The organism is Streptomyces aurantiaciflavus (genome assembly GCF_049808595.1).
Classification (GTDB): Bacteria; Actinomycetota; Actinomycetes; order Streptomycetales; family Streptomycetaceae; genus Streptomyces.
The window spans coordinates 1-23,105 of record NZ_JBNCAQ010000039.1; the positions used below are offsets into that span (position 1 = coordinate 1).

Consider the following 23,105-nt stretch of genomic DNA (forward strand, 5'->3'; position numbering starts at 1 on the left):
GAGCCCGTCGCGTGTTGGGCGTACGGCTGCCTGCTGCCACAGTCCGACTTGGCTGTGACGAGCTGAGCGACGGGCTCCTGCCGCACCGCCACGACCCGCTCCCGTGCCATGGCGACTGCGGGAGCGTTGTGGCTGCGCCGGGCTGCCACGAACCGGGTACGCCGTCTCGCGGGTGCGGGAGCGTCGTGGCTGCGCCGTGGTGGTCACGGCTCGCTTCCGTGCGATGGCCGGTGCGGGAGCGGTGTGGCTGCGCTGCAGCGGACACGGCTCGCTCCCGCCGGGGGGTGGCTGGGGGTGTGTGGGGCTGCGCCCGGGCGTCACTGCTCACTTCCGTCGGAGGGCGGTTGCGGTGTTCTCCGGGGAAGGGACTTGTGGGTGGGGCGGCGCCGACGAGGCGTCGGTAAAGGGGGTGTGGGGGCGGGCGTAGCTTTGGTGTATGACGAAGTACGGTTCTTTTCCCGGTACGCGTCCTCGGCGGCTGCGGACCACTCCCGTGATGCGGCGCATGGTCGCCGAGACCCGGTTGCATCCGGCCGACTTCATCCTGCCCGCGTTCGTGCGGGAGGGTGTGAGTGAGCCGGTGCCGATCCAGGCCATGCCGGGGGTCGTGCAGCACAGCCGGGACAGCCTGAAGAAGGCCGCGCTGGAGGCGGTGGAGGCCGGGGTTTCCGGGATCATGCTCTTCGGGGTGCCGGAGGAGGCGAAGAAGGACGCTGCCGGGACCGCCGGGACCGATCCGGACGGCATTCTCCAGGTCGCTCTGCGGGATGTGCGGGCCGAGGTCGGGGACGACCTGCTCGTCATGTCCGACCTGTGCCTGGACGAGTTCACCGATCACGGGCACTGCGGCGTTCTCGACGCCGAGGGGCGCGTCGACAACGACGCCACCCTCGAGCGGTACGCCGAGATGGCGCAGGTGCAGGCCGACGCCGGGGCCCATGTGGTGGGGCCCAGCGGGATGATGGACGGGCAGATCGGCGTCGTCCGCGACGCCCTCGACCAGATCGGGCGGGAGGACGTGGCCGTCCTCGCCTACACCGCCAAGTACTCGTCCGCCTTCTACGGGCCCTTCCGGGAGGCGGTGGGGTCCTCGCTGAAGGGGGACCGGAAGACGTACCAGCAGGACCCGGCCAATGTGCGGGAGTCGATGCGTGAGCTCGCCCTCGATCTGGAGGAGGGGGCCGACATGGTGATGGTGAAGCCGGCCGGCCCCTATCTCGACATCCTGGCGCGGGTCGCCGACGCCGTGGACGTGCCGGTCGCCGCCTACCAGATCTCCGGTGAGTACTCGATGATCGAGGCCGCCGCCGAGAAGGGCTGGGTCGACCGCGACCGGGCGATCCTGGAGACGCTGACCGGCATCAAGCGGGCCGGCGCGCAGAACATCCTCACCTACTGGGCGACCGAGGCCGCCCGCAAGGTTCGGTAGTTCACCAGTTGAGGGCGTCCTCCATGGACTGCTGCCAGTACGTCACCGTCAGCGAGCTGTCGTAGTACACGCCCTCGGCCGGCAGGGACGGCAGCGCGGTGGCGCCGCCGTCGCTGTTCGGCGTGTAGCCCTGGAAGTGGACCGTCAGCTTCTTGGCCGTCGTACCGCCGTCGCCGCTGCCGTCGGCGGCCGAGAGCAGGACGCCCGCGTAGCCGGACTCACCGGGTCGCAGAGTCGTCACCGCCTGCGGCTGGGTCCCCTTCGCGGCCTGCGGCGCCCACTGCATCTCGTCGAAGCGCAGGACGGGGTAGTAGGTCAGGTCGCAGGTCTTGCTGCCGGTGTTGGTGACGGTGATCAGCATGTGGTTCAGGGGGCGGGGGACCGGCTGGGCGGTGACCTTGGTGTTCGAGCCGTTGCACAGGACGCGGTTCTCGGGCGCGTTCGGGTCCTTGCCGGGGGTGGTGTCGGCGGCCGGCTTGGCGGACGGTTCGCCGTTGGGCTTCGTGCCCTTGCCCGTGCCGGTTCCGGTTCCGGTGGTCGTGCCGGTGCCGGTTGAGGTGCCGGTGCCGGTGGTCGTGCCGGTCGTCGGCTTGTCGGTCGCCGCGGGCTGCGGGGTGACCGTCGACGACGTCGCCGGGACCGACGCGCCCTCGTCCTTCGTGCGCGTGCCGTTCTCGCACGCGGTGAGTGAGAGAGCGGCGAGTGCGGCGATCGCGGGGACGAGCAGGCGGCTGGTGCGGCGGATGCGCATGACGAAGTCCTCTTCCGAAAACAGTGGTTGGCACAGGCCGTTCGACCGGTCGGCGGGAGCGGCGTGCTTGGATGGCCACAGCTTGTGGGGTGATCCGTCCCGGCCGCCACGACTCGTGGGCGATCAGGGACACTGGAATGCCCACAAGGCTCTGAACTGGGAAAACAGACCATTCCTGGAACGCCGGAATGGGACACGGGGACAGGACACGGGGGTATCGAACGGTGTCTGCGGCCGAGTTCGCGTCACTGCTGCGGGAGTTGAAGGATCGGTCCGGGCTGTCCTACGGGACGCTCGCCAAACGGCTCCACATGAGTACGTCGACGCTGCACCGCTACTGCAACGGGGACGCCGTCCCCACGGACTACGCGCCCGTGGAACGGCTGGCCCGGCTCTGCAAGGCGACGCCGGAGGAGCTCGTCGAGCTGCACCGGCGGTGGGTGCTGGCGGACGCGGGGCGGGGGAGGAAGGGCGGTGACGCGGCCGGGGGCGAGCCCGGGAGCGATGCCGCCGCCGAGCCTGTGGTGGAGGCCGTGACGGACACGCCTCACGGGCCTGGGCGGGACGAGGACGGCGACGGGGAAGGGCCGCCGCGCCGGGTTCGGCGTCCGCTGCTCCTCGCGGGGATCTCCGGGGCCACCGCCGTCGGTGCCGTGGCCCTCGCGCTCTCCTTGAGCCTGACCGGCGGCGGGCCGGGCGGCGACGACGGCAGCGGCGGCAGGCCTGTTGGGGCCGCCGCGTCCGTGCAGGGGAAGCCGGGGGCGCAGAGGGTCTCGCCGTCCGCCTCCGCCTCCCCTTCCGCCTCTGCCTCGCCCTCGGTGTCGGCGTCCCCCTCGGTCGCCTCCCCGGAGTCGTCCGCCGCCAAGGGCAAGGCCGAGGCCGGCCCCGACTCCGCCCCCACGGCCCCCGCCCTCGCCGTCTCCGTCCGCCCGTACGCCTGGGAAGGCCCCTGTGGGCAGCGGTACCTGATCGACAAGGAGCCGGGGCAGGTGGCGCCGCCGCCGCCCGAGCAGGACGCGCCCGCCTGGGTGGCCGCGCACAAGGCCGTGTCTTCGGGGCAGCAGTACCTGGAGCTGACCGTGCAGGGGACCGGGGCCGAGACCGTGGTCGTGAACAAGCTGACCGTCCGAACGGTCGCGAAGAGGTCGCCGCTCCCCTGGAACGACTACGCCATGGGCTACCCGGGGGTCGGCTGCGGCGGCGGGGTGCCGAAGCGCTACTTCACCGTCGCCCTCGACGCGGCGCGGCCGAAGCTCGTGCCGGAGGCCGGGCACGACGACTTCCCGTTCACGGTGAGCGAGTCCGACCCGGAGACCTACTACGTCAGCGCCGACGCCTCCGCGTACGACGTGAGCTGGGTGCTGGAGCTGTCCTGGTCCAGCGGGTCGCGGCGCGGCACGATCACCGTCGACGACGACGGCAAGCCGTTCCGCACGAGCGGCAACAACGGGCGGCCCGCCTACGAGTTCCCGCTCGGCGGTTCCGCGTGGGAGCGGGCCGGGGCCTCGCCGACCCCGTAGGCGCTCGACTCGGACGGGCCCTCGTCGCGCAGGCCCTCGCCGTCGTGGCACGCCGTGAGGGTGAGGGCGGCGGCGCAGGTGAGGGCGGCGGCGAGAAGGCGGGTGCGGGCGCGACGGGTGGGGGTGGCTTGCTTGGGCATGGGGGTCAGCCTGGCCGTACGGTTGCCGTGGGGGCCACCGTCGGCGGGGAATTCGGGACGCGGACGCTGTCCCACCCCTGGTGACCTGCGGGAACGCTGTCTCCCTGGGACGGGGTCCGGGACGCTCGGGGGGCGACCGCGGGCGGGCGGAGTGGAAGCCTCCGGTTGCGTCCGAATCCCGGAAAGGTACCTGTAGACGGCAGCCATCTCCCTAGGCTGCGGGGGCGCGAGGAAGAGGGTGGGCGGAACGCGCCGCCCCGCAGCCGAAGGAGCCGTGTCATGACCGTTGCCCCAGCGACCCCCACTCCGGCCGGTACGTCTCCCGTTCCGCCGCTCGCCGCGCGGGCCCGCGCCATCGGTGGCTCGCCCGTCCGGGACATCCTCGCCGTCACCGCGCGCCCCGAGGTGATCAACTTCGCGGGCGGACTGCCCGCGCCCGAACTGTTCGACCGGGAGGGCGTCGCCGCCGCCTTCCGGCAGGTGCTGGAGGAGACACCCGGCCGCGCCCTGCAGTACGCCACCACCGAAGGCGAGCCCACGCTCCGTGAGCCGCTCGCGCGGCGCATGACCGCGCGGGGACTGCCGACGAACGCCGACGACCTCCTCGTCACCACCGGCTCACAGCAGGCGCTGTCCCTCCTCGCCACCGCCCTGCTCGACCCCGGCGACACCGTCCTCGTCGAGGACCCCTGCTACCTCGCCGCCCTCCAGGTCTTCGGCCTCGCCGGCGCCCGGATCGTCGCCGTGCCCGGCGACGCGGACGGCCCCGACCCGGAGGCCCTCGCCGACCTGGTCGCCCGCGAACGTCCCAAGCTGCTCTACACCGTCCCCACCTTCCAGAACCCGACCGGCCGCACCCTCCCCGCCGAGCGCCGCGCCGCCCTCGCCACCGTCGCCGCCCGCCACGGCCTGTGGATCGTCGAGGACGACCCCTACGGCGAGCTCCGCTACGACGGTGAGCGCGTCCCCTGGATCGCCGCCCACCCCGACGCCCGCGACCGCACCGTGCTCCTCGGCTCCTTCTCCAAGGTGATGGCCCCCGGCCTGCGGCTGGGCTGGCTGCGCGCCCCGGCCGACCTGCGGCGGGCCTGCGCGGTCGCCAAGCAGGCGGCCGACCTGCACACCCCGACCGTCAACCAGCTCGCCGCCGCCCGCTACCTGGCCGACACCGACCTCGACGCGCACGTCGCCCGCGTCGCCGCCGTCTACCGCGAGCGACGGGACGCCATGCTCGCCGGCCTCCCCGAGGCCCTCCCCGAGGGTTCGTCCTGGAACCGGCCCCAGGGCGGCATGTTCCTCTGGGCCCGCCTTCCGGACGGCCATGACACCACCGCCCTGCTCCCGCAGGTGGTGCGGGAGGGCGTGGCCTACGTCCCCGGCGCCCCCTTCCACGCCGGCGAGCCCGACCGCTCCACCCTGCGGCTCTGCTTCGTGACCCAGACGCCGGAGGAGATCGGGGAGGGGCTGCGCAGGCTGGGGCGGGGGCTCGGGAAGTAAGGACGGATCAGTCCCACCAGAAGTACCAGGTGCGTTCGCCGATCAGCTCCTTCGCGTACTGACGCAGACTGCCCGGACCCTGCGTGATGTTGTCCGGGCAGAACGCGAAGTGCTCGGCGGCCACCGCCTCCGCCTCCTCCGTCGTGGTGGGCGGCGCGGCCACGGAAACCGCGAGCAGGTCGAAGCCGAGGGCGACGACGCGTATGCCGAAGCGGTCCTCCCAGGAGCGCAGGACGGCGCAGAGACGAGCCACGTCGCTCTCGTGGTTGAGCGGGCCGGACCAGCCGATCGCGGCCGGGATGTCAGCGGAACGGCGGGCCGGGACCAGGGCCAGGCGCGGCTTCTCGGGCCAGGAACGGGTGCCGTCCGTCAGCGAGTCGGCGACTTGGGCGGCGCAGACGGCCGGGTCGATGGTGAGGGCGGGGGAGGAGGCGAAACCGGGCCAGTCGGGGCCGAACGGTGCGAGCATCTCGTCCGTCTCGTCGTCCCAGTACCCCTCGTCCTCCTCCTCGTCCATCTCCCAGAAGTCCGCCAGGACGTCCTCGGCGCTGTGGTCGCCCGGGTAGGACACCTCCCCGGGCATCAGGTCCCACCTCTCCGGGCCGCCCCGGCCTCCCACGTCGACGAGCACCGGCAGAAGCCCGGCCCGCCCGGCTCGGCCGCCCAGCGCGGTCCAACTGCCGGGCGACGCGGCCTTCTCGGCATGCCACAGCACCGGTTCGGCCGAGGCGTCCTCGGTCGCCGCGTCGATGAGCCTGCCCGGCGGCAGCTGAAGCCCCAGAGACCGTCCGCTCGGGTCGGACGCCAGCTTGGGCAGCGGGTTGGGAAGAGTCGCCATGCCCGTGACTGTAGAGGGCGGCACTGACAGTGGGATGGGCACCGGATCCCCGGGGCGGAGCGACCGTGGCCCGGTGCAGGGCGTGGACGGCCGAGCCCCGGCCCCCCATATGAGGGTGACCGGGGGCTCGGTGGGTGTCACCAGGCGTCGGCGACAGCCGTCCGGGACGGGCGGTGGACCCGCATCCGGCCGTCCGCGGCGAAGCACGCCGGGGAAAGGGGTGAGCCCCCGGTGCCGTGCGGCACCGGGGGCTCACCCGTACGCGTCCGAAGGGGGATCAGGTCACCCGAAGGCGAGCTTGTCGTTCCAGCCGGACCCGATGACGGTCTTCACCGCGGCGTTGGTGTTGGTGGTGGACGGGTGATAGACGGCCATGTGGCCGTCGGACACGAAGCGGGCCCAGATGTCCGGGATGCCGTCGTTGCTGATGTCCGGGATGCCGATCGCCGCGTTGACGTTGGTGTCGGTCCAGCCGGTACCGAAGGACTCGTCCCCGTTGACGGCATTGGCAGCCAGCATCAGGGAGTTGAGGTCGACGCTGCCCGTCACCGCGCCGGGCTTGCCGCGGCGGAGGTACATGTTGCCGTTGTCCAGGTTGCGCCAGAGCAGGTCGGGCGTGCCGTCCTTGTTCATGTCGGCCAGGTTGACGATGTCGCGGCGGGCCCAGGCGTCTGCGTTCATCAACGTCGCGGTCTGGACGCTGCCGCCGGTGTAGCCGGAGAGCACCCAGAAGCCCGCGGCGGTGCGCAGCGTCAGGTCGGGCAGCTTGTCGCCGGTGATGTCGCCGACGGCCTTCAGCTGGGTCCAGGTGGACGGCGCGGGCGCGTTCGACGGCAGGCGGACCTTCATCCGCTGGTCGACGTCGAACGAGCCGTAGCCGTCACCCGGGTAGAGCCAGAAGCCGCCGTCCGGGGTGCGGGCGAACAGGTCCGTGGTGCCGTCGCCCGGGTAGGTGTCCTGGTAGTGCGCGATCAGCGCGGCCTTGTTGCCGATCGTCGAGGCGGCGTCGTACCAGTGGCCCGGAGGGTTCAGCACCGCCTTGCCGTCGGCGCCCCGGCTGTAGGACGAGGTCAGCTTTTCGTACAGCTCGCCGCCCGGCTGGCCCTCGCCGCCGACCGGCACGCCCGGGTACGTTTTCAGCACGCCGGTGGCGTCGATGACGAGCAGGTCGGGGGTGCCGTCGCCGCCCGTGTCACCGGGGGTGTCGGCGTTGTTCTTCGGCGGGACGTAGGTCGTGTAGTCGGTGCGCGCGCTCGGGTTGCCCAGGGTGTCGTAGGCGTACACCTGGAGGGTGTTGGGGCCGGCGTTCGGCGGCTGCAGGTCGGGGACGCTGGCGTTGCCGCCGGCGTCGGCGTTGACCGGGACCGGGGCGACGCCGCCCCAGGCGTACGTGAACTTCGCCGCGCCCGGTGACGAGAAGGCGATCGGCCCGGTCAGACCGAAGTTCACCTTCGCCCAGGTGGCGCCGTCCGAGGTGGCCCGGAGCCACACGTCGCTGGTGACGACCGGCGGGGGCGGACCGGAGCCGTCGATGGTCACGGCGCACGGCGTGGTACCGGCCGGGAAGAAGGTGGAGACCGCCGGGGTGGGGGAGTTGGAGTCCTCCGCGCGCACGTCCCAGTAGTAGGTGGTCTTGTCCACGAGGTCGGTCGACTCGATCTTCGTCGAGGCCCAGCCGCTGCTGAGGTTGGTGGCCAGAACGCCGGTCGGGGCGGTCGTGCCCGCCTTCCAGAACCGGAAGCGCAGGCCCTTCAGGTTGTTGTCGGGGTCCGTGGCACGCGCCTTGAGGGTCAGGTCCGTCTTGCCGACCGTGCGGCCCGGGGAGCCGATGACACAGTCGCCGCCGGGAACGGTCTCGCCGTCGGTGGGCTCGTTCGGCTTGCGGTTGTACACGGCCTCGACGGTCGCGGAGGTCGCCCTGAACTTGCGCCAGGTCTGGGTGTCCGACTCGCTGGTGGCGCGCATGCCGAGGGTGAGACTCGAGTAGCCCTGGGTGGTGACGTACTGGGCGGCGTCCTTGACGTTGAAAGCCTCGTAGGCGTCCGGGCAGGAGCTCGACGACCAGCCGTGTGCGAAGGACTTGCGCTGGAGCTCGTCGGACCAGCTCGGCTGCGCGTTCCAGGTCGTGCCGGAGGAGATCGAGCCGGTGCGCCAGATCTGGAACTCGCGGTCCGTGCAGGACCAGGAGTGGTTGTTGAGCACCTTGAAGGTCGCGCTGCTGATCTCGGCGCCCTTGATGTTCTTGTCCCAGTCCATGCGCCAGAACGAGCGGGCGGTGCCCCCGGTGTCGCTCTCGTGGCCGACGCGGGCGTCGGAGGTGCCGGAGGAGAAGTTCGTGCCGTTGAAGAAGCTCGTGCTCGGGTACGGCTTGTACGCCACCGTCCAGGCGTCCCAGCCCGGGTTCAGCGGCGGGTCGACGAACAGCGGGTAGGTGACGCCCGCGCGGTCGGCCAGGCCGGTGGTGGCGAAGCCGAGCTCCAGACGGGCGGCGCCGGTGTTCTCGCCGCCCAGGCCGATCGGCAGGGGCGCGGACTCGGCGCCGGGCTCGATGCCGGTGAGGCCCGACAACTTCAGCACCTCGGCCGGGGTGCCCACGGCCGTGCGGTGCGGGGCGCCCTCGGGCAGTTCGGGGTCACGGCCGCTGGAGTCCCACGCGAACGGCGTGGGGATCGAGCCGACCTCCTTGCCGGCCTTGTCCAGGACCTGGACCCGGCTGGCCTTGCGGTCCTGCCGGAAGACGGCGGTGTCCGAGCGCAGCCCGTAGGCGATGGTGGCCAGCGCCTTCTGGTGTGCCGCCTCAGGGGTCTTGACGATCAGGACCTGCGCCATGCCGCCCTCCTCGCGGGCCACCAGCAGCAGGTCGACGCCCGGCAGGACCTCGGAGTAGAGGGCCCGGGGACCGTCGAGCACCGGCTCGGGCAGGGCGCCCGGCCAGGTGTACGCCACGGTGTGACCGCCGAGGTCCACCTCGGCGAGCACCGTCTCGCCCGGGGTCTCGGCCCGGACGAAGGAGCGGTCGGCGCGCGCCTTCGTACCGCTGCCGCCTGCGAAGCGGACGGAGACGGCCGGGTTCACGGGTGCGACGCCAAGTCCCTTGGCGGCCTTGTCCGTTCGCTTCAGGGTGTTGTCGATCGGGGCCCACTCGCCCTCGGCGTTCTTCGCCCGAGTCGGCGCGGCCGTGATCCGCGTCTTCAGCTGGCCGCTGGGCAGCGCCCAGGTCAGCCTGGTGGCCGTGGTGGCCGTGTCGACGAGCACCTGCTTGTGGGTGCGCAGGGCTTCGGCCATCGCGGCGGCCTCGTCGCGGGGCCCGGTGGAGGCGGGGGTGGCGTCGGTGGCGCCGTCGGCCTTGGCCGGGGCGGAGCCACCGGGGTGCCACCACGGCAGCAGGGCGGCGGTCAGGGCGGCCAGCACGAGGCCGAGGGTCAGGGACAGCCGCGTGCGCGTGCGCACGAATGGGCTGAGATATCGGGGCGGCGCGGTCACGGCGGTCTACTCCCGTGGGAACCAAGCGGATTGAGGACAGCACAGACAGCCCCGTTCGGCAGGCCGCGGGGCAGAAGGCGCGCACACGATCACACATGCGAAGGATCTCGTCCATGCATGACGATGTTGTGAACTTGTTATGCCAATGGGGAACCAATGCGACTCGGTGTCAACCAAGTCCGGTTCAAGGTCTTTTGGGAATGACATTGGCAGTGATTGGGGGAATTCCACCAATAATCTGATTGGTCGATGGGGGAATGATCTGGCTGGATTCCATCTATGACGCAGATCACATTCAGCTGTTCTGGCGCCCACCCTGGATCTTGATATCTGCGCAGGACATGACAGAGAGTGCGCACGCACGCGCCTGAGCCAGACGTGTGCCCTTCGGTGTTTGCGCACCTCGTCCGTTGAATGAATTGCCAGGGTGGGAGTCGACGCGTATGCGTGCTTCAGGTCCGCTGTCATGGCTGGGGCGGCGACGCCCAGCCCTGACAGAGTCACAACGAAGGCGCCGGCGGCGAAGCCGCACGGCGACCGTTCTTCTGCTGTCCTCGACGCTGACCGTGACCAGCCTGGGCGGGCAGGCGCTGGCCATCCCCGACCCCGGCATGAGCCGCGAGGAGTCGATCGCCAAGGTCGACCTCCCGGACCTCCCGAAGGCCACCGACGTCGAGGGCGACGAGGCCGCCGACAAGACCCTGACGCTGGCTCCCGAGAAGCCGGTCGCCCCGTACACCCCCACCGCCACCGCGCCGTGGACCTCCGGCACCGGTAACGCCACCCTCTCCACGACCAGCACGCCCGGCACCACCGTGCCGGTCACCAACAACCTGCCGGTCGCCATCGGCGTCCCCGAGGGCGGCGACCCCTCCGCCCTCGCCGGCGACTGGACCGTCGGCGTGGCCCCGCAGACGACCTCGCAGGACGCGGGAGTCTCGGGCATCGTCATGAAGCTCACCCCGCCGGCCACGGTCGACCCGGCCGCCGAGGTGGCGATCAGCATCGACACCACCGGCTTCGCCGACCTCTACGGACCGCAGGCCGCCGACCGCTTCGGCCTGATGCTGCTGCCCGAGTGCGTCTACTCCTCCCCGACCACGGGCGACTGCGCCGACGGCGGCGGTATGACCACGATGTCCTTCTCCGACGGGGACAAGGACGTCAAGAACGGCAAGAAGAACTTCCAGCGGCTGCGCAGCACGGTGAAGACCGTGGCGGCCAAGGACGCGCCCACCAGGACCAAGACGGCCAAGAACGCCAAGACCCGCAAGATCCTCAGCGGCAGCATCCCGGTCTCCAGCCTCGTCGACGAGGGCTTCGTCCCCTCCGGGGCGACGAAGGCCTCCTACCGGGACGGCGTCCAGCCCGCGGTCGCCGCGAACGGCGGCGCCGCCGTCGGCGGCCTCGACACCGGCTCCTCGGCGTCCGGTGACTTCACGGCCTCGCCGCTGCTGTCCTCCGGCTCCTGGTCGTCCGGCTCCTCCTCGGGCGCCTTCACCTACTCGTACCAGGCCCAGGTCCCGGAGACCGCCGGCGGCCTGATGCCGAAGGTCGGCCTGTCGTACTCCTCCCAGTCCGTCGACGGCCGCACGTCGTCCACCAACAACCAGGCCTCCTGGATCGGTGACGGCTGGGACTACAACGCGGGCTCCATCACCCGTACGTACGCCAACTGCCGCCAGGACTCCAAGAAGGCCGGCTCCAACAACTCCACGCACCGCACCGCGGACCTGTGCTGGGGCTCGGAGAACGCCACCCTCTCGCTCGGCGGCATGACCACCGAACTGGTGTGGGACTCGACCAAGGGCAAGTGGTTCACGGCCAACGGCGACGGCTCCACCGTCCAGCTGATCAAGGGCGAGGCCACCGGCAACGGTGCCAGGGACGGTGAGTACTGGGTCGTCACCACCAAGGACGGCACCAAGTACCACTTCGGCAAGAACAAGCTCCCGGGCTGGTCCGACCACGGCACCGCCGCCGACGACCCGACCACCGACTCGGTGCTCACGGTCCCGGTCTACGGCAACCACTCGGGCGAGGACTGCTACAAGGGCTCCACGACCACCGACTGGACCAACTCCTGGTGCACGCAGGGCTGGCGCTGGGGCCTCGACTACGTCGAGGACGTCCACGGCAACGCCATGTCGCTGTGGTGGAAGAAGGACGCGCCGAACTACTACGCGCGCAACTTCAACTTCAAGGATCCGGTCCCCTACGACCGCGACGGCTGGCTCGACCACATCGACTACGGCCAGCGCAGCGACAACATCTTCACGGCGACCGCCCCGGCCCGGGTCGGCTTCAGCGTCGAAGAGCGCTGCTACACCGTCGACGACGTCACCTGCTCCGAAACCAACTTCACGTCCAAGGACCCGCGCAACTACCGGCCCTGGTTCGACACCCCGGCCGACCTGCGCTGTGAGGCCGGCAAGAAGTGCTGGAACGCCGGCCCGTCCTTCTGGACCCGCAAGCGCCTCGACAAGATCACGACCTCGGCCCAGCGGCGCACCGACACCGCCGCCCGCCAGGTCGTCGACGTGTACCAGCTGAAGCAGAGCTTCGCCGAGCTGAAGACCGGCCCGAACACCGCCCTGTGGCTGGAGTCGATCCAGCGCACCGGCTACGCCCGTAAAGGCTCCACCGACGAGAGCGTGACGCTCAACACGGTGCGGTTCGAGCCCAGCACCGAGGACATGCCGAACCGCGTCAAGGCGGTCCACGCGGAGCGCCCCGGCTTCTCCCGGCTGCGCATCGGCCGCGTCGTCAACGAGTACGGCGGCGAGACCGTCGTCAACTACAAGCCGATCGCGGGCGACTGCCTCACCGGCAACCTGCCGTTGCTCGACCAGCAGCCCGGCGAGGACCGCGCCACGGCCATGGCCCGGCTGCAGGCCCAGCTCAAGACGAACGACCGGCTCTGCTACCCGTCGTTCTGGAACCCCGACCCCGAGGTCGAGGACATCGACTGGTTCCACAAGTACGTCGTGGACACCATCGAGGAACTGCCGAACATCGACGGCAACTACACCGTCAAGACGGCCTACCAGTACAAGAACCCGGCCTGGAAGCTCGCCGAGTCCGAGTTCACCAAGAAGTCCCAGCGCACCTACTCGCAGTTCGCGGGCTTCGAGCAGACCGCGGTCCTGACGGGCCCGGACGACGAGGCCAGCGCCGGCCAGCGCTCCAAGTCCGTCACCCGCTTCTACCGGGGCCTCGGCGACACCGTGCCCGTCACGGACATCACCGGCGCCGAGATCGCCAAGGACCGGGAGCCGTTCGCCGGCCGGATCGCCGAAGAGCTCACGTACACCGACTCCACCAAGGCCGACACCGACTGGCTGTCCCGCTCGACCACCAAGCTGGAGGCCACCGAACTCGCCAAGCGCGACCGCGACGACGGCCTGACCCCGCTGCGGGCCTGGCGGGTCACGGAACCCGAGGAGACCGCGTACACCAAGTCGTCGGGCAGCAACACCGACGACCCGCGCACCGTGCGCGCGGTCAAGACGCTGACGACGTACGAATCGACGTACGGTCTGCCGACCCTGGTGGAGTCGCAGGGCGACACCGGCAAGACCGGTGACGAGTCCTGCACCAAGTCCGAGTACCTGCACCAGACCGCCAAGAACCTGATCGGTCTCAGCAAGCAGGTCCTCGTCTCGCCCACCACCTGCGCCAATGCGAACTGGGCCGACCTCACCACGCTGAGCGGCGCCACCCGCACCGCCTACGACGGCGGAGCCTACGGCGCGGCGCTCGCCGCCGACACCCGCGGTCTGGCGACGGAGACCTGGTCCCTCAACGGCACCGGTACCGGCTTCCAGACCAACGGCACGGTGGGCTTCGACGAGATCGGCCGGGTGATCCGGCAGACCGACCCGGACCAGCTGACCAAGGTGCCGTCGAAGTCCTCCACGATCACCTACGACTCCATCGGGCCGGCCACCGGTCAGGTCTTCAAGGTCACCACGACCAACGTGCTCGGGCACAGCCAGGTCCAGGAGCTGGAGCCGGGCCGCTCGGTCACGATCAAGACCACGGACGCCAACCTGCGCGTGAGCGAGGCGACGTACGACCCGCTGGGCCGGCTCACCGAGGCCTGGGCTCCGGGCCGCACCCCCGGCAGCGGCGTACCGGACTTCCGCGCGGTCTACACCATCCCGCCGGAGCAGACCGACCCGGACAACCCGAACAACAAGATCCGCAAGCCTCCGTACGTCACCACCTACTCACGTGGCTACGAGGACCGGATCGAGACCTCCGTCACCCTCTACGACGGCCTCGGCCGCGAGCGGCAGACGCAGGAGGAGGCCGACAACGACTCCGGCTGGCTGCTCACCGACACGCTGTACAACAACGCCGGTGAGGTCTACCAGACCAACAACGCCTACCTGACCGACGAGGCCAAGCCGGGCGAGCTCTTCACCCCGGTCTCCGACACGGCCATCCCCAACATCACCCGCTACACCTACGACGGTCTCGGCCGCGTGCTCCAGGAAACCCCGTACATGAAGTACGTGGACCCGACCACGCAGGAGTCCAGCTCGAAGGCGTACCCGGAGCGGGCCGTCCGCTACGAGTACGGCGCGGACTGGTCGAAGGTGATCCAGCCGGAGGGCGACTCGTCCTACCGTGTCTTCACCGACGCGACGGGCCGCACGATCCGCACGGACACCTTCAACCCGGCGGCCACCGGCGGGTTCACGTCGACGCGCTACGAGTACGACGCGCACGGCCAGGTCGCGAAGGCCACCCCCTCGGCGGACCCGACGCACCCGTGGACGTGGACGTACGACCACAACGGCCGGATACAGACGGCGACCGACCCCGACACGGGCACGTCCCGTACGGATTACGACGCCCGCGGCCGGGTGCTCACGACGACCAACGCCCGTGGCGTCAAGGTGTGGAACGGCTACGACGAGCTGTCGCGGCCCACGCAGCAGCGACTGACCGACTCGGCCGGCACCGTGCTCGCCGACTACACGTACGACACCGTCCCGGGCGGCAAGGGCATGCCCGCCACCGCCACGCGCTACACGGACACGCTGGCGTACACGCAGTCGGTCGGCGGTTACACGAAGGACTACCAGCCGACCTCGACCACCCTGTCGCTGCCGCAGTCGATCGCCGACACATGGGGTCTGAAGAAGGACTACACGTACAGCTACACGTACTCGGACACGGGTGCGCTGGAGGAGTCCACCCTTCCGGAAGTCGGCAAGTTCGCCTCGGAGAAACTGGTCGTCCGCTACAACAAGGACGGCAAGCCGCTCTCCATCTCCGGCAAGGACTGGTACGGCGCCGAGACCAAGTACGACGCGTACGGCCAGGTCCTCCGCTCGACTCTGGGCGCCCAGCCGTACCGCGTCTGGACGCAGGCGTCGTACGACGAGGGCACCGGCGAGCTCAAGGAGCACTCGGTCTACCGCGAGAAGTCCGCCGCCACGGGCGCGGACACCTCCGTCGTCGGCGGCAACCTGGTCTCCAACCGGGCCTACACCTACGACCCGGCGGGCAACGTCACCTCGATCCAGGAGAAGTCCGCCGGGATCGCGGAGCGGCAGTGCTTCGTCTATGACCCGATGGGTCAGCTGAAGTCGGCCTGGACCTCCAAGGACCAGACCACCTGTGTCAACCCGCGCAACCCCGACGGCACGCTCAACAAGAACGCCGACGGCACGCTCCGGGTCGCCGCGGGCACGGACGGCTCCGGTTACTGGCAGGAGTACGAGTACGACCTCCTCGGCAACCGCACCAAGCTGACCGAGAACGACCTCAGCGGCGACACCACCAAGAACGCCACCAGCACCTACGCGTACGGCAAGACCGACGGCAGCCAGCCGCGCACGCTCACCAAGGTGACGAAGACCTACGCCACCCCGGCGGGTGCGCAGGTCAAGGCGGAGGCTCAGCGTCTGTACGAGCTGACGGGCGAGACCAAGTCGGTCGCGTCGATCCAGAACGGTGACAAGCAGGACCTGACCTGGACCTACGACGGCAAGGTCGACCGGATCACCGGTGCGGGCACCGGCGGCAAGACCCCGTACGTGGGTCCGGCGCAGAAGTGCCTGGACCTGAAGTCGGGCACCGCCGCGGCGGCTCAGCCGATCCAGCTGTACCCCTGCAACGCCTCGCCGGCGCAGAACTTCAAGTTCACGCCCACCCCGGGCACGGCCGCGGCGCCGCAGACCGACCCCAACCGGGGCTCGCTCTCGGTGTACGACACCTGGTGCTTCCAGCCCGCGGCCAACACGGCCGGCTCCGCGGTGCAGATCCAGAAGTGCGGCACCACCGCCGCGCAGGCGACCGCGCAGGAACTGCGGCGCAACGCCGCCGGGCAGCTCACGCACATCGCCTCCGGCCTGTGCCTGGCGCCCCAGGGCGGGGCCACCGCGAACGCCACGCCGATCGTGCTCGCCACCTGTGACGCCGCCTCCACGGCCCAGCAGTGGCTGCCGCAGAACGACACCCGTCACGTCTACGGCCCCGACGGTGAGCGTCTGCTGACCATCAAGGGCAAGCAGGCCACGCTGCACCTCGGCGAGGCCGAGGTCACCGTCCAGCAGGGTGGTGTCCTCGTCAACACCCAGCGCACCTACGCCGCCCCCGGCGGCGCGGTCATGCGCTACGCCTACGGCACCGGCTCGGAGACCCTGGTCGCCCAGACCTCGGACCACCAGGGCAGCGTGTACACGGAGGTCGCCCTCTACGGCGGCATGCCGGTACGCGTCCGCAAGCAGGACCCCTTCGGCAACGAGCGAGGCACCGCCGGTGCCAGCCTGCAGACCCACAAGGGATTCCTCGGCCAGACCAGGGACGACGCCGCCGGCTACCAGCCGCTCGGCGCCCGCTTGTACGACCCGGTGGTCGGACGCTTCCTCTCCGCCGACCCGTTGCTCGACCTGAACGACCCGCTGCAGTCCAACGGGTACGCCTACGCGCACAACAACCCGGTCACGTACTCCGACCCGACCGGTCTGGCGATCAGCCTGACCGCCTCGGAGAAGGCCGCGGCCCTCGCCGGCGCCGGTCTGTCCGCGGCACAGGTCGCGCAGGCGCAGTCGATGATGGGCAAGTCCCTGACCTCGGTGATCCTGGCCGTGGCCTGGGAGACACTGAAGGACTTCATCGGCATCAACGACGCCATGGCCTGCTTCGGCGGTGACATGTGGTCGTGCGGCAGCATCATCCTGGACGCCATTCCATGGACGAAGCTGGGCAAGATCCCGTCAGTCCTGAAGGCCATCAATCGCACCATCGACGCCATCCAGGCCTTCAAGGCCGCCAAGAGGGCCGCGCAGGCGGTCCTGAAGGCCGCCAAGGCGGCCGAGGCCGCGGCGCTCAAGGCCAAGAAGGCGGCGATCGAGAAGGCCAAGAGGGAGGCCGCGCAAAGAGCCAAGAAGAAGGCGGCCGAGGCCGCCAAGAGACGCGCCGACGCGGCGGCCGCCGCGAAGCGGAAGACGGGTAACCCGACACAGAAGCAGGCGCAGGCCAAGGCGGCTCCGAAGGCTTCCTCCCACTCCGGGGGCGGCGGCAAGGGCGGCGGCGGCAAGGGCGGCGGCTCCAAGCCCGGCGGCGACTCGGGCGGTTCGTCTCGTGGCAAGGGCGGATCCAGCGGCAGCGGCGGGTCGGGTAAGGCCGGGGACGGCGGTTCCTGCAACAGCTTCGTCCCCGGCACCAAGGTCCTGATGGCCGACGGCTCCACCAAGCCGATCGAGAAGGTGAAGGCCGGCGACAAGGTCGTCGCGACCGACCCGGAGACCGGCGAGACCCGGATCGAGACGGTCACCGCGGAGATCAAGGGCCAGGGCCTGAAGCACCTGGTCAAGGTCACCGTCGACACCGACGGCAAGAAGGGCACGAAGACGGCCCAGGTCACCGCGACCGACGGCCACCCCTTCTGGGTGCCGGAACTGCGTGAGTGGATCAATGCCACGGACCTCGAGTCCGGGCAGTGGCTGCAGACCAGCGCGGGCACGTACGTCCAGATCACGGCGGTGCAGCGCTGGACGAGCCTCGCGGCGACCGTCCACAACCTGACCATCGGTGACCTGCACACGTACTACGTGGCGGCGGGCGATGTTTCCCTCCTTTCCCATAATTCGCTCCCTTGCGAAGCGGAAATGGAGGACGGCCTCAACCGCGCACACCAGGCGGCCAGTCAATTCGACGAGCCCGGTGGAATGTCGGGGCACCTCGTTCTCGATGACGGATCGCGTTTCGACCTCTCTTCAGGTGTGGCTGCGGATGGCGGATGCCGGAATTGCCTTCCGGGGCACGTGGCGCCTCCGGGTACGACAGCCGAGAACTTCCACCACCTGGAGAACCAGACCGCTGCCATCATGCGGCGTAATCCCGGACAGAACGCGACTCTGTACATCACCGGTACCTACGGGGCGTGCCAGTACTGCAGGGACGCCATGCGGGCCATGCTTCCGGAAGGCGGCCGAATGCTGGTGATCTGGAGGAACGAGGCCGGAGCCCTCAGGAACAGAATGTTCATCGGCGGCGCTGACTAATCGCTGCCTGAAGCTCCCGACCGGTTGATCCCCGGTCGGGAGCTTCGCTGTCTTCGGTGGCCGTGACATACTGGCGGAATGATCGATCCTGCCGATATTCACTTGCCGGATTTCCTGACTCGCTGGCACGGTGCACCGCTGCCCGCCGCGCACCCCTTGCCGACCGAGGCTTCTTGGCTTCCTGAGCCGCTCCGGGAGTGGCATGGCCTCGCGTCTCGCTGGAAGAAGCTGCGGTTGGGTGGCAATCGAATGAGCGACCCTTCCCGGATCCAAGTGGACCAGGGAAAAGCCGTTTTCATGGAGGACGCGACCGGCGACTGGCGCTGGGCCTTTGATTCCGCCGAACCGGATGTGGTCTACGAAGGGCGGCCAGGAGGCGAATGGGACAGAGTGCCCGAGCGGCTCGCCGAATTTCTCGTACATGTAACCGTGACTGAAACGATCATGGTGGCCGAGTCCAGTCGACTCGGCGACCAGGTCCGGAACGAGGAGTTGGCCGCAATTCTCGCCCCGATGCGCGAGATCGGTTTCGGTGGATGGAGGTGGCCGCGCCCTGGTTACCGCACCTTCATGAGCGATTCTCTGATCGCGAATGTCGGCCCGGCGGTCGAACCGAGTTCGCCGTGGCTGAACAGGGCCGGTTATTCTTCTGTGCGCATCGCAGGCGTCAACCCGTCAGATCTCACCTATCTCGATGCCGACACCAACGTCAGGTGGATCGTCCGGGAATTCGACGACGAATACTGAGAATCCAGGCCTTCGGTAGGGCGACATACGGGCAAGCCATGCTCGCCGTCGACGGGCGGAGGGCGGGGTCGATGACTCGGATGAGGCGTTTCGAGCACCCGCTGGTCGCGGCGCTGGAGCGCCGTCTGTGATGACGCTTCTGCCCCGACCACGCCGCCGAGGGCAGCGCCCGTACCGGTCCCTGACGGGCGTCAGGCCGAGCGCTTCGCGCGGCGGCGCCGCAAGGCGTGCGTCAGCCAGACGCCCAGGCCGATCGCCGGCAGGACCACCAGAGCGGGGATGACCACGCCCGCGCCCCCGATCAGCAGGAAGCCGATCAGCGCCTCACCGATCGTGGGGTCGTCCGTGCCGCCCATTCACCGCTCCTCGCACTCGTGTTCCCACGCCCTTGAAGGGGTGGGACGCGTGAGCGCGAGGAGTCGGTTGCGGTCCGGCGGGACGCGTCAGAGCTTCTCGGGCGTCCGGATCCCCAGCAGCGCCATGCCCTGGTGCAGGGTGCGGGCCGTCAGGTCCACCAGGAACAGGCGGTTCTCCTTCTGGGCCGGAGTGTCCGCCTTCAGGACCGGGCACTGGTCGTAGAAGGTCGTCAGCAGCGAGGCCAGCTGGTAGAGGTACGCCGCCAGCTTGTGGGGCTCGTAGGACGCCGCGACCTCCAGGACCGTCTCACCGAACTGGTCCAGATGCAGGCCCAGCGCACGCTCTGCCGGAGCTAGTTCCAGCTCCGGGTGGGCGGCCGGGAGGGCGCCTTCCGACTTGCGCAGGATCGACTTGATACGGGCGTACGCGTACTGGAGGTAGACGCTCGTGTCGCCGTTCAGCGACACCATCTGGTCCAGGTCGAACTTGTAGTCCCGCACCGCGGACGTGGACAGGTCGGCGTACTTCACCGCGCCGATGCCGACGTACCGGCCGTTCTCGACGATCTCCTGCTCGGTCAGGCCGACCTTCTCCGCCTTCTCCCGGACCACGGCCGTCGCCCGGTCCACCGCCTCGTCGAGGAGGTCGACCAGCTTCACCGTCTCGCCCTCACGGGTCTTGAACGGCTTGCCGTCCTTGCCCAGGACCGTGCCGAACGCCAGCTGGTGCGCCTTGACGTCCTCGTTCAGCCAGCCCGCCCTGCGCGCCGTCTCGAAGACCATCCGGAAGTGCAGGGACTGCCGGGCGTCCACGACGTAGACCAGCTCGCGCGCCTTCAGGTTGAAGACACGGTCGCGGATCGCCGACAGGTCCGTCGCCGCGTAGCCGTAACCGCCGTCCGACTTCTGGACGATCAGCGGGACCGGATTGCCGTCCGGGCCCTTGACGTCGTCGAAGAAGACGCACAGAGCGCCCTCGGAACGCACCGCGACACCCGACTCCTCCAGGAGGCGGCAGGTCTCGGCCAGCATGTCGTTGTAACCGGACTCGCCGACGATGTCGGGGTCCCGGATCTCCATGTCCAGCTTCTCGAAGACGGAGAAGAAGTAGATCTTCGACTCGTCGACGAACTTCTGCCACATGGCGAGCGTGCGCGGATCACCGGCCTGCAGGTCCACCACCCGGCGCCGCGCCCGCGTCTTGAACTCCTCGTCGGAGTCGAACAGCTTGCGCGCCGCCTTGTACAGCCGGTCGAGGTTCGACATCGCCGCCTCACCGGACTCCTGCAGGTCCGCGGACTCCTTGTGGTCCAGCTCGTGCGGGTGCTCGTCCAGATACTGGATGAGCATGCCGAACTGGGTGCCCCAGTCGCCGATGTGGTGCCGGCGGACCACCGTCTCACCGGTGAACTCCAGCAACTGGACCACCGAGTCACCGATCACCGCCGACCGCAGATGGCCGACGTGCATCTCCTTCGCCACGTTCGGCTGCGCGTAGTCGATCACCGTCGTCCCCGGCGCGTCCGCGTACGGAACGCCCAGCCGGTCGGTGTCCGCGTACCGCGCCGCGAGGTTCTCGGTGATCGCCCGGTCGGAGACCGTCACGTTCAGGAAGCCGGGGCCGGAGACCTCGATGTCCTGGATCACATCGCCGGTGACGACCTCGGAGACGACCTGGGTCGCCAGCTCCCGCGGGTTCGCCTTCGCCTTCTTCGCCAGGGCGAGGATCCCGTTCGCCTGGAAGTCCGCCCGGTCGCTGCGTCGCAGCAGCGGGTCTGCGTCGACGGCCTCCGGCAGGGCTGCCGAGAGGGCGGACGCGAGGCGCTGATGGACAGAAGCGCTGAGGGACGTGACCGAGGCCATAGGAGTGGGTGCCGTTCTCCTCGTGGGGATGGATAGACACGCCCAGTATCCCATGGGGGGTAAAGCGGTTTTCCCGGGCGCATGGTGGTCTGGGAGAATGGGGCCGGCCGGAACCTTCCGGCGACGGTTTCACTCAAACCCCTCAGACGAACCCCTGAGACCAACCCCTCAGGCGACCCCTTCAGACAAGCCTTCAGAACAAGAGGACGTGCCGATCGTGGCTCAGAGCACCGAGACCACCGACTGGGTCTCCCGTTTCGCGGATGAGGTCATCGAGGAGTCGGAGCGCCGAGCCCCGGGCAAACCCGTTGTCGTCGCGTCCGGCCTCTCCCCCTCCGGCCCCATCCACCTCGGGAACCTCCGCGAGGTCATGACCCCGCACCTCGTCGCCGACGAGATCCGCCGGCGCGGCCACCAGGTCCGGCACCTCATCTCCTGGGACGACTACGACCGCTACCGCAAGGTCCCGGCGGGCATCGCGGGCGTCGACGAGACCTGGGCCGAGCACATCGGCAAGCCGCTGACCTCCGTCCCGGCCCCCAAGGGCTCGGCGCACCCGAACTGGGCCGAGCACTTCAAGGCCGCCATGATCGAGTCGCTCGCCGAGCTCGGCGTGGAGTTCGACGGGATCAGCCAGACCGCGCAGTACACCTCCGGGGTCTACCGCGACCAGATCCTGCACGCCATGCGGCACCGGGGCGACATCGACGCGATCCTCGACCAGTACCGCACCAAGAAGGCCCCCGCCAAGAAGCAGCAGCAGAAGCCGGTCGACGAGGCCGAGCTGGAGGCCGCCGAGGGCTCGGGCGCGGCGAGCGAGGACGACGGCAGCTCCGGCTCCGCCGGATACTTCCCGTACAAGCCGTACTGCGGCAACTGCGAGAAGGACCTCACCACCGTCACCTCCTACGACGACGACAGCACCGAGCTGACCTACGCCTGCAACGCCTGCGGCTTCTCCGAGACCGTCCGGCTGAACGAGTTCAACCGCGGCAAGCTGGTCTGGAAGGTCGACTGGCCGATGCGGTGGGCGTACGAGGGGGTCGTCTTCGAGCCCTCCGGCGTCGACCACTCGTCCCCCGGATCCTCCTTCCAGGTCGGCGGGCAGATCGTCGGCATCTTCGGCGGGAAGCAGCCGATCGGGCCGATGTACGCGTTCGTCGGCATCAGCGGCATGGCGAAGATGTCCTCCTCACGAGGTGGCGTGCCCACCCCCGCCGACGCCCTGAAGATCATGGAGCCGCAGATCCTGCGGTGGCTCTACGCCCGCCGCAGGCCCAACCAGTCCTTCAAGATCGCCTTCGACCAGGAGATCCAGCGCCTCTACGACGAGTGGGACAAGCTGGACGCGAAGGTCGCGGACGGCTCCGCCCTCCCGGCCGACGTGGCGGCCCACTCACGCGCGGTACGCACCGCCGGCGGCGACCTTCCCCGTACGGCCCGGCCGCTGCCGTACCGGACGCTCGCCTCCGTCGCCGACATCACCGCCGGACACCAGGACCAGGCCCTGCGCATCCTGTCCGACCTCGACCCGGACAACCCGCTCGGCTCGCTCGACGAGGCCCGCCCGCGGTACGACAAGGCCGAGGCCTGGATCAACACGCACGTCCCCGCCGACCAGCGGACCATCGTGCGCGACGAACCCGACACCGAACTGCTGAAGTCCCTCGACGAGGCGTCCCGGCAGTCGCTGCGGCTGCTGCTCGACGGGCTGGAGTCGCACTGGTCGCTGGACGGACTGACGCACCTCGTCTACGGCGTGCCCAAGGTCCAGGCCGGATTCTCCGCGGACGCGACGCCCAAGGAGCTGCCGGCCGAGATCAAGACCGCCCAGCGGACGTTCTTCGCGCTGCTCTACCACCTGCTCGTGGGGCGGGACACCGGACCGCGGCTGCCCACGCTGCTGCTGGCGGTCGGGCAGGAGCGGGTGCGGACCCTCCTCGGGGAGTAAACCGC

At 69.9% G+C, this 23,105-nt stretch carries 12 protein-coding genes; 6 read left to right on the forward strand and 6 right to left on the reverse strand.

All coding sequences use genetic code 11. The features are described 5' to 3' along the window. The first annotated feature begins 436 nt into the window (after positions 1-436). Entirely contained in the window at positions 437-1,429 is a 993-nt protein-coding gene (gene hemB, locus ACPT94_RS34620; RefSeq protein WP_360338221.1) for a porphobilinogen synthase, read from the forward strand. A 1-nt stretch (position 1,430) separates the two neighbouring features. On the opposite strand, the gene ACPT94_RS34625 is transcribed toward hemB, so the two are convergent. Further along, a complete protein-coding gene (locus ACPT94_RS34625) occupies positions 1,431-2,180 on the reverse strand; it encodes a DUF4232 domain-containing protein (protein WP_425247671.1) in 750 nt (249 codons plus the stop codon). A gap of 188 nt (positions 2,181-2,368) precedes the next feature. On the opposite strand from ACPT94_RS34625, the gene ACPT94_RS34630 reads away from it, so the two are divergent. Next, positions 2,369-3,700 (forward strand): helix-turn-helix domain-containing protein, encoded by a 1,332-nt coding sequence (locus tag ACPT94_RS34630; protein ID WP_425247672.1) that lies wholly within the window; start codon positions 2,369-2,371, stop codon positions 3,698-3,700. Here ACPT94_RS34630 and ACPT94_RS34635 read toward each other — a convergent pair. After that, the gene (locus ACPT94_RS34635; protein ID WP_360338230.1) at positions 3,640-3,840 is read right to left on the reverse strand and encodes a hypothetical protein; all 201 of its coding nucleotides are present in this window, start codon (positions 3,838-3,840) and stop codon (positions 3,640-3,642) included. The genes ACPT94_RS34630 and ACPT94_RS34635 overlap by 61 nt on opposite strands. 279 nt (positions 3,841-4,119) lie before the next feature. On the opposite strand from ACPT94_RS34635, the gene ACPT94_RS34640 reads away from it, so the two are divergent. Then, positions 4,120-5,337: an aminotransferase-like domain-containing protein gene (locus tag ACPT94_RS34640; protein WP_425247673.1), complete on the forward strand. Its 1,218-nt coding sequence runs from the start codon at positions 4,120-4,122 to the stop codon at positions 5,335-5,337. Between the two features lie 7 nt (positions 5,338-5,344). Here the strand turns inward: ACPT94_RS34640 and ACPT94_RS34645 are convergent, their stop codons facing one another. Together ACPT94_RS34645 and ACPT94_RS34650 are read right to left on the reverse strand one after the other, a co-directional pair. Continuing rightward, positions 5,345-6,175 (reverse strand): DUF4253 domain-containing protein, encoded by an 831-nt coding sequence (locus ACPT94_RS34645; protein ID WP_360338236.1) that lies wholly within the window; start codon positions 6,173-6,175, stop codon positions 5,345-5,347. 282 nt (positions 6,176-6,457) lie between these two features. After that, entirely contained in the window at positions 6,458-9,658 is a 3,201-nt protein-coding gene (locus ACPT94_RS34650) for a DNRLRE domain-containing protein (RefSeq protein WP_425247674.1), read from the reverse strand. A gap of 566 nt (positions 9,659-10,224) precedes the next feature. Here ACPT94_RS34650 and ACPT94_RS34655 point away from each other — a divergent pair. After that, positions 10,225-18,183, forward strand: coding sequence for a ricin-type beta-trefoil lectin domain protein (locus ACPT94_RS34655; RefSeq protein ID WP_425247675.1), 7,959 nt, complete (start codon positions 10,225-10,227; stop codon positions 18,181-18,183). Positions 18,184-18,261: 78 nt separating this feature from the next. Then, a complete protein-coding gene (locus ACPT94_RS34660) occupies positions 18,262-18,930 on the forward strand; it encodes a hypothetical protein (protein WP_360338245.1) in 669 nt (222 codons plus the stop codon). A gap of 191 nt (positions 18,931-19,121) precedes the next feature. Here the strand turns inward: ACPT94_RS34660 and ACPT94_RS34665 are convergent, their stop codons facing one another. Next, a complete protein-coding gene (locus ACPT94_RS34665) occupies positions 19,122-19,286 on the reverse strand; it encodes a hypothetical protein (protein ID WP_360338248.1) in 165 nt (54 codons plus the stop codon). 87 nt (positions 19,287-19,373) lie between these two features. Beyond that, entirely contained in the window at positions 19,374-21,149 is a 1,776-nt protein-coding gene (gene argS, locus ACPT94_RS34670) for an arginine--tRNA ligase (protein ID WP_360338251.1), read from the reverse strand. Positions 21,150-21,357: 208 nt separating this feature from the next. Here argS and lysS point away from each other — a divergent pair, with 208 nt between their 5' ends. Further along, positions 21,358-23,100, forward strand: coding sequence for a lysine--tRNA ligase (gene lysS, locus ACPT94_RS34675; RefSeq protein ID WP_360338254.1), 1,743 nt, complete (start codon positions 21,358-21,360; stop codon positions 23,098-23,100). Positions 23,101-23,105 lie beyond the last annotated feature (5 nt).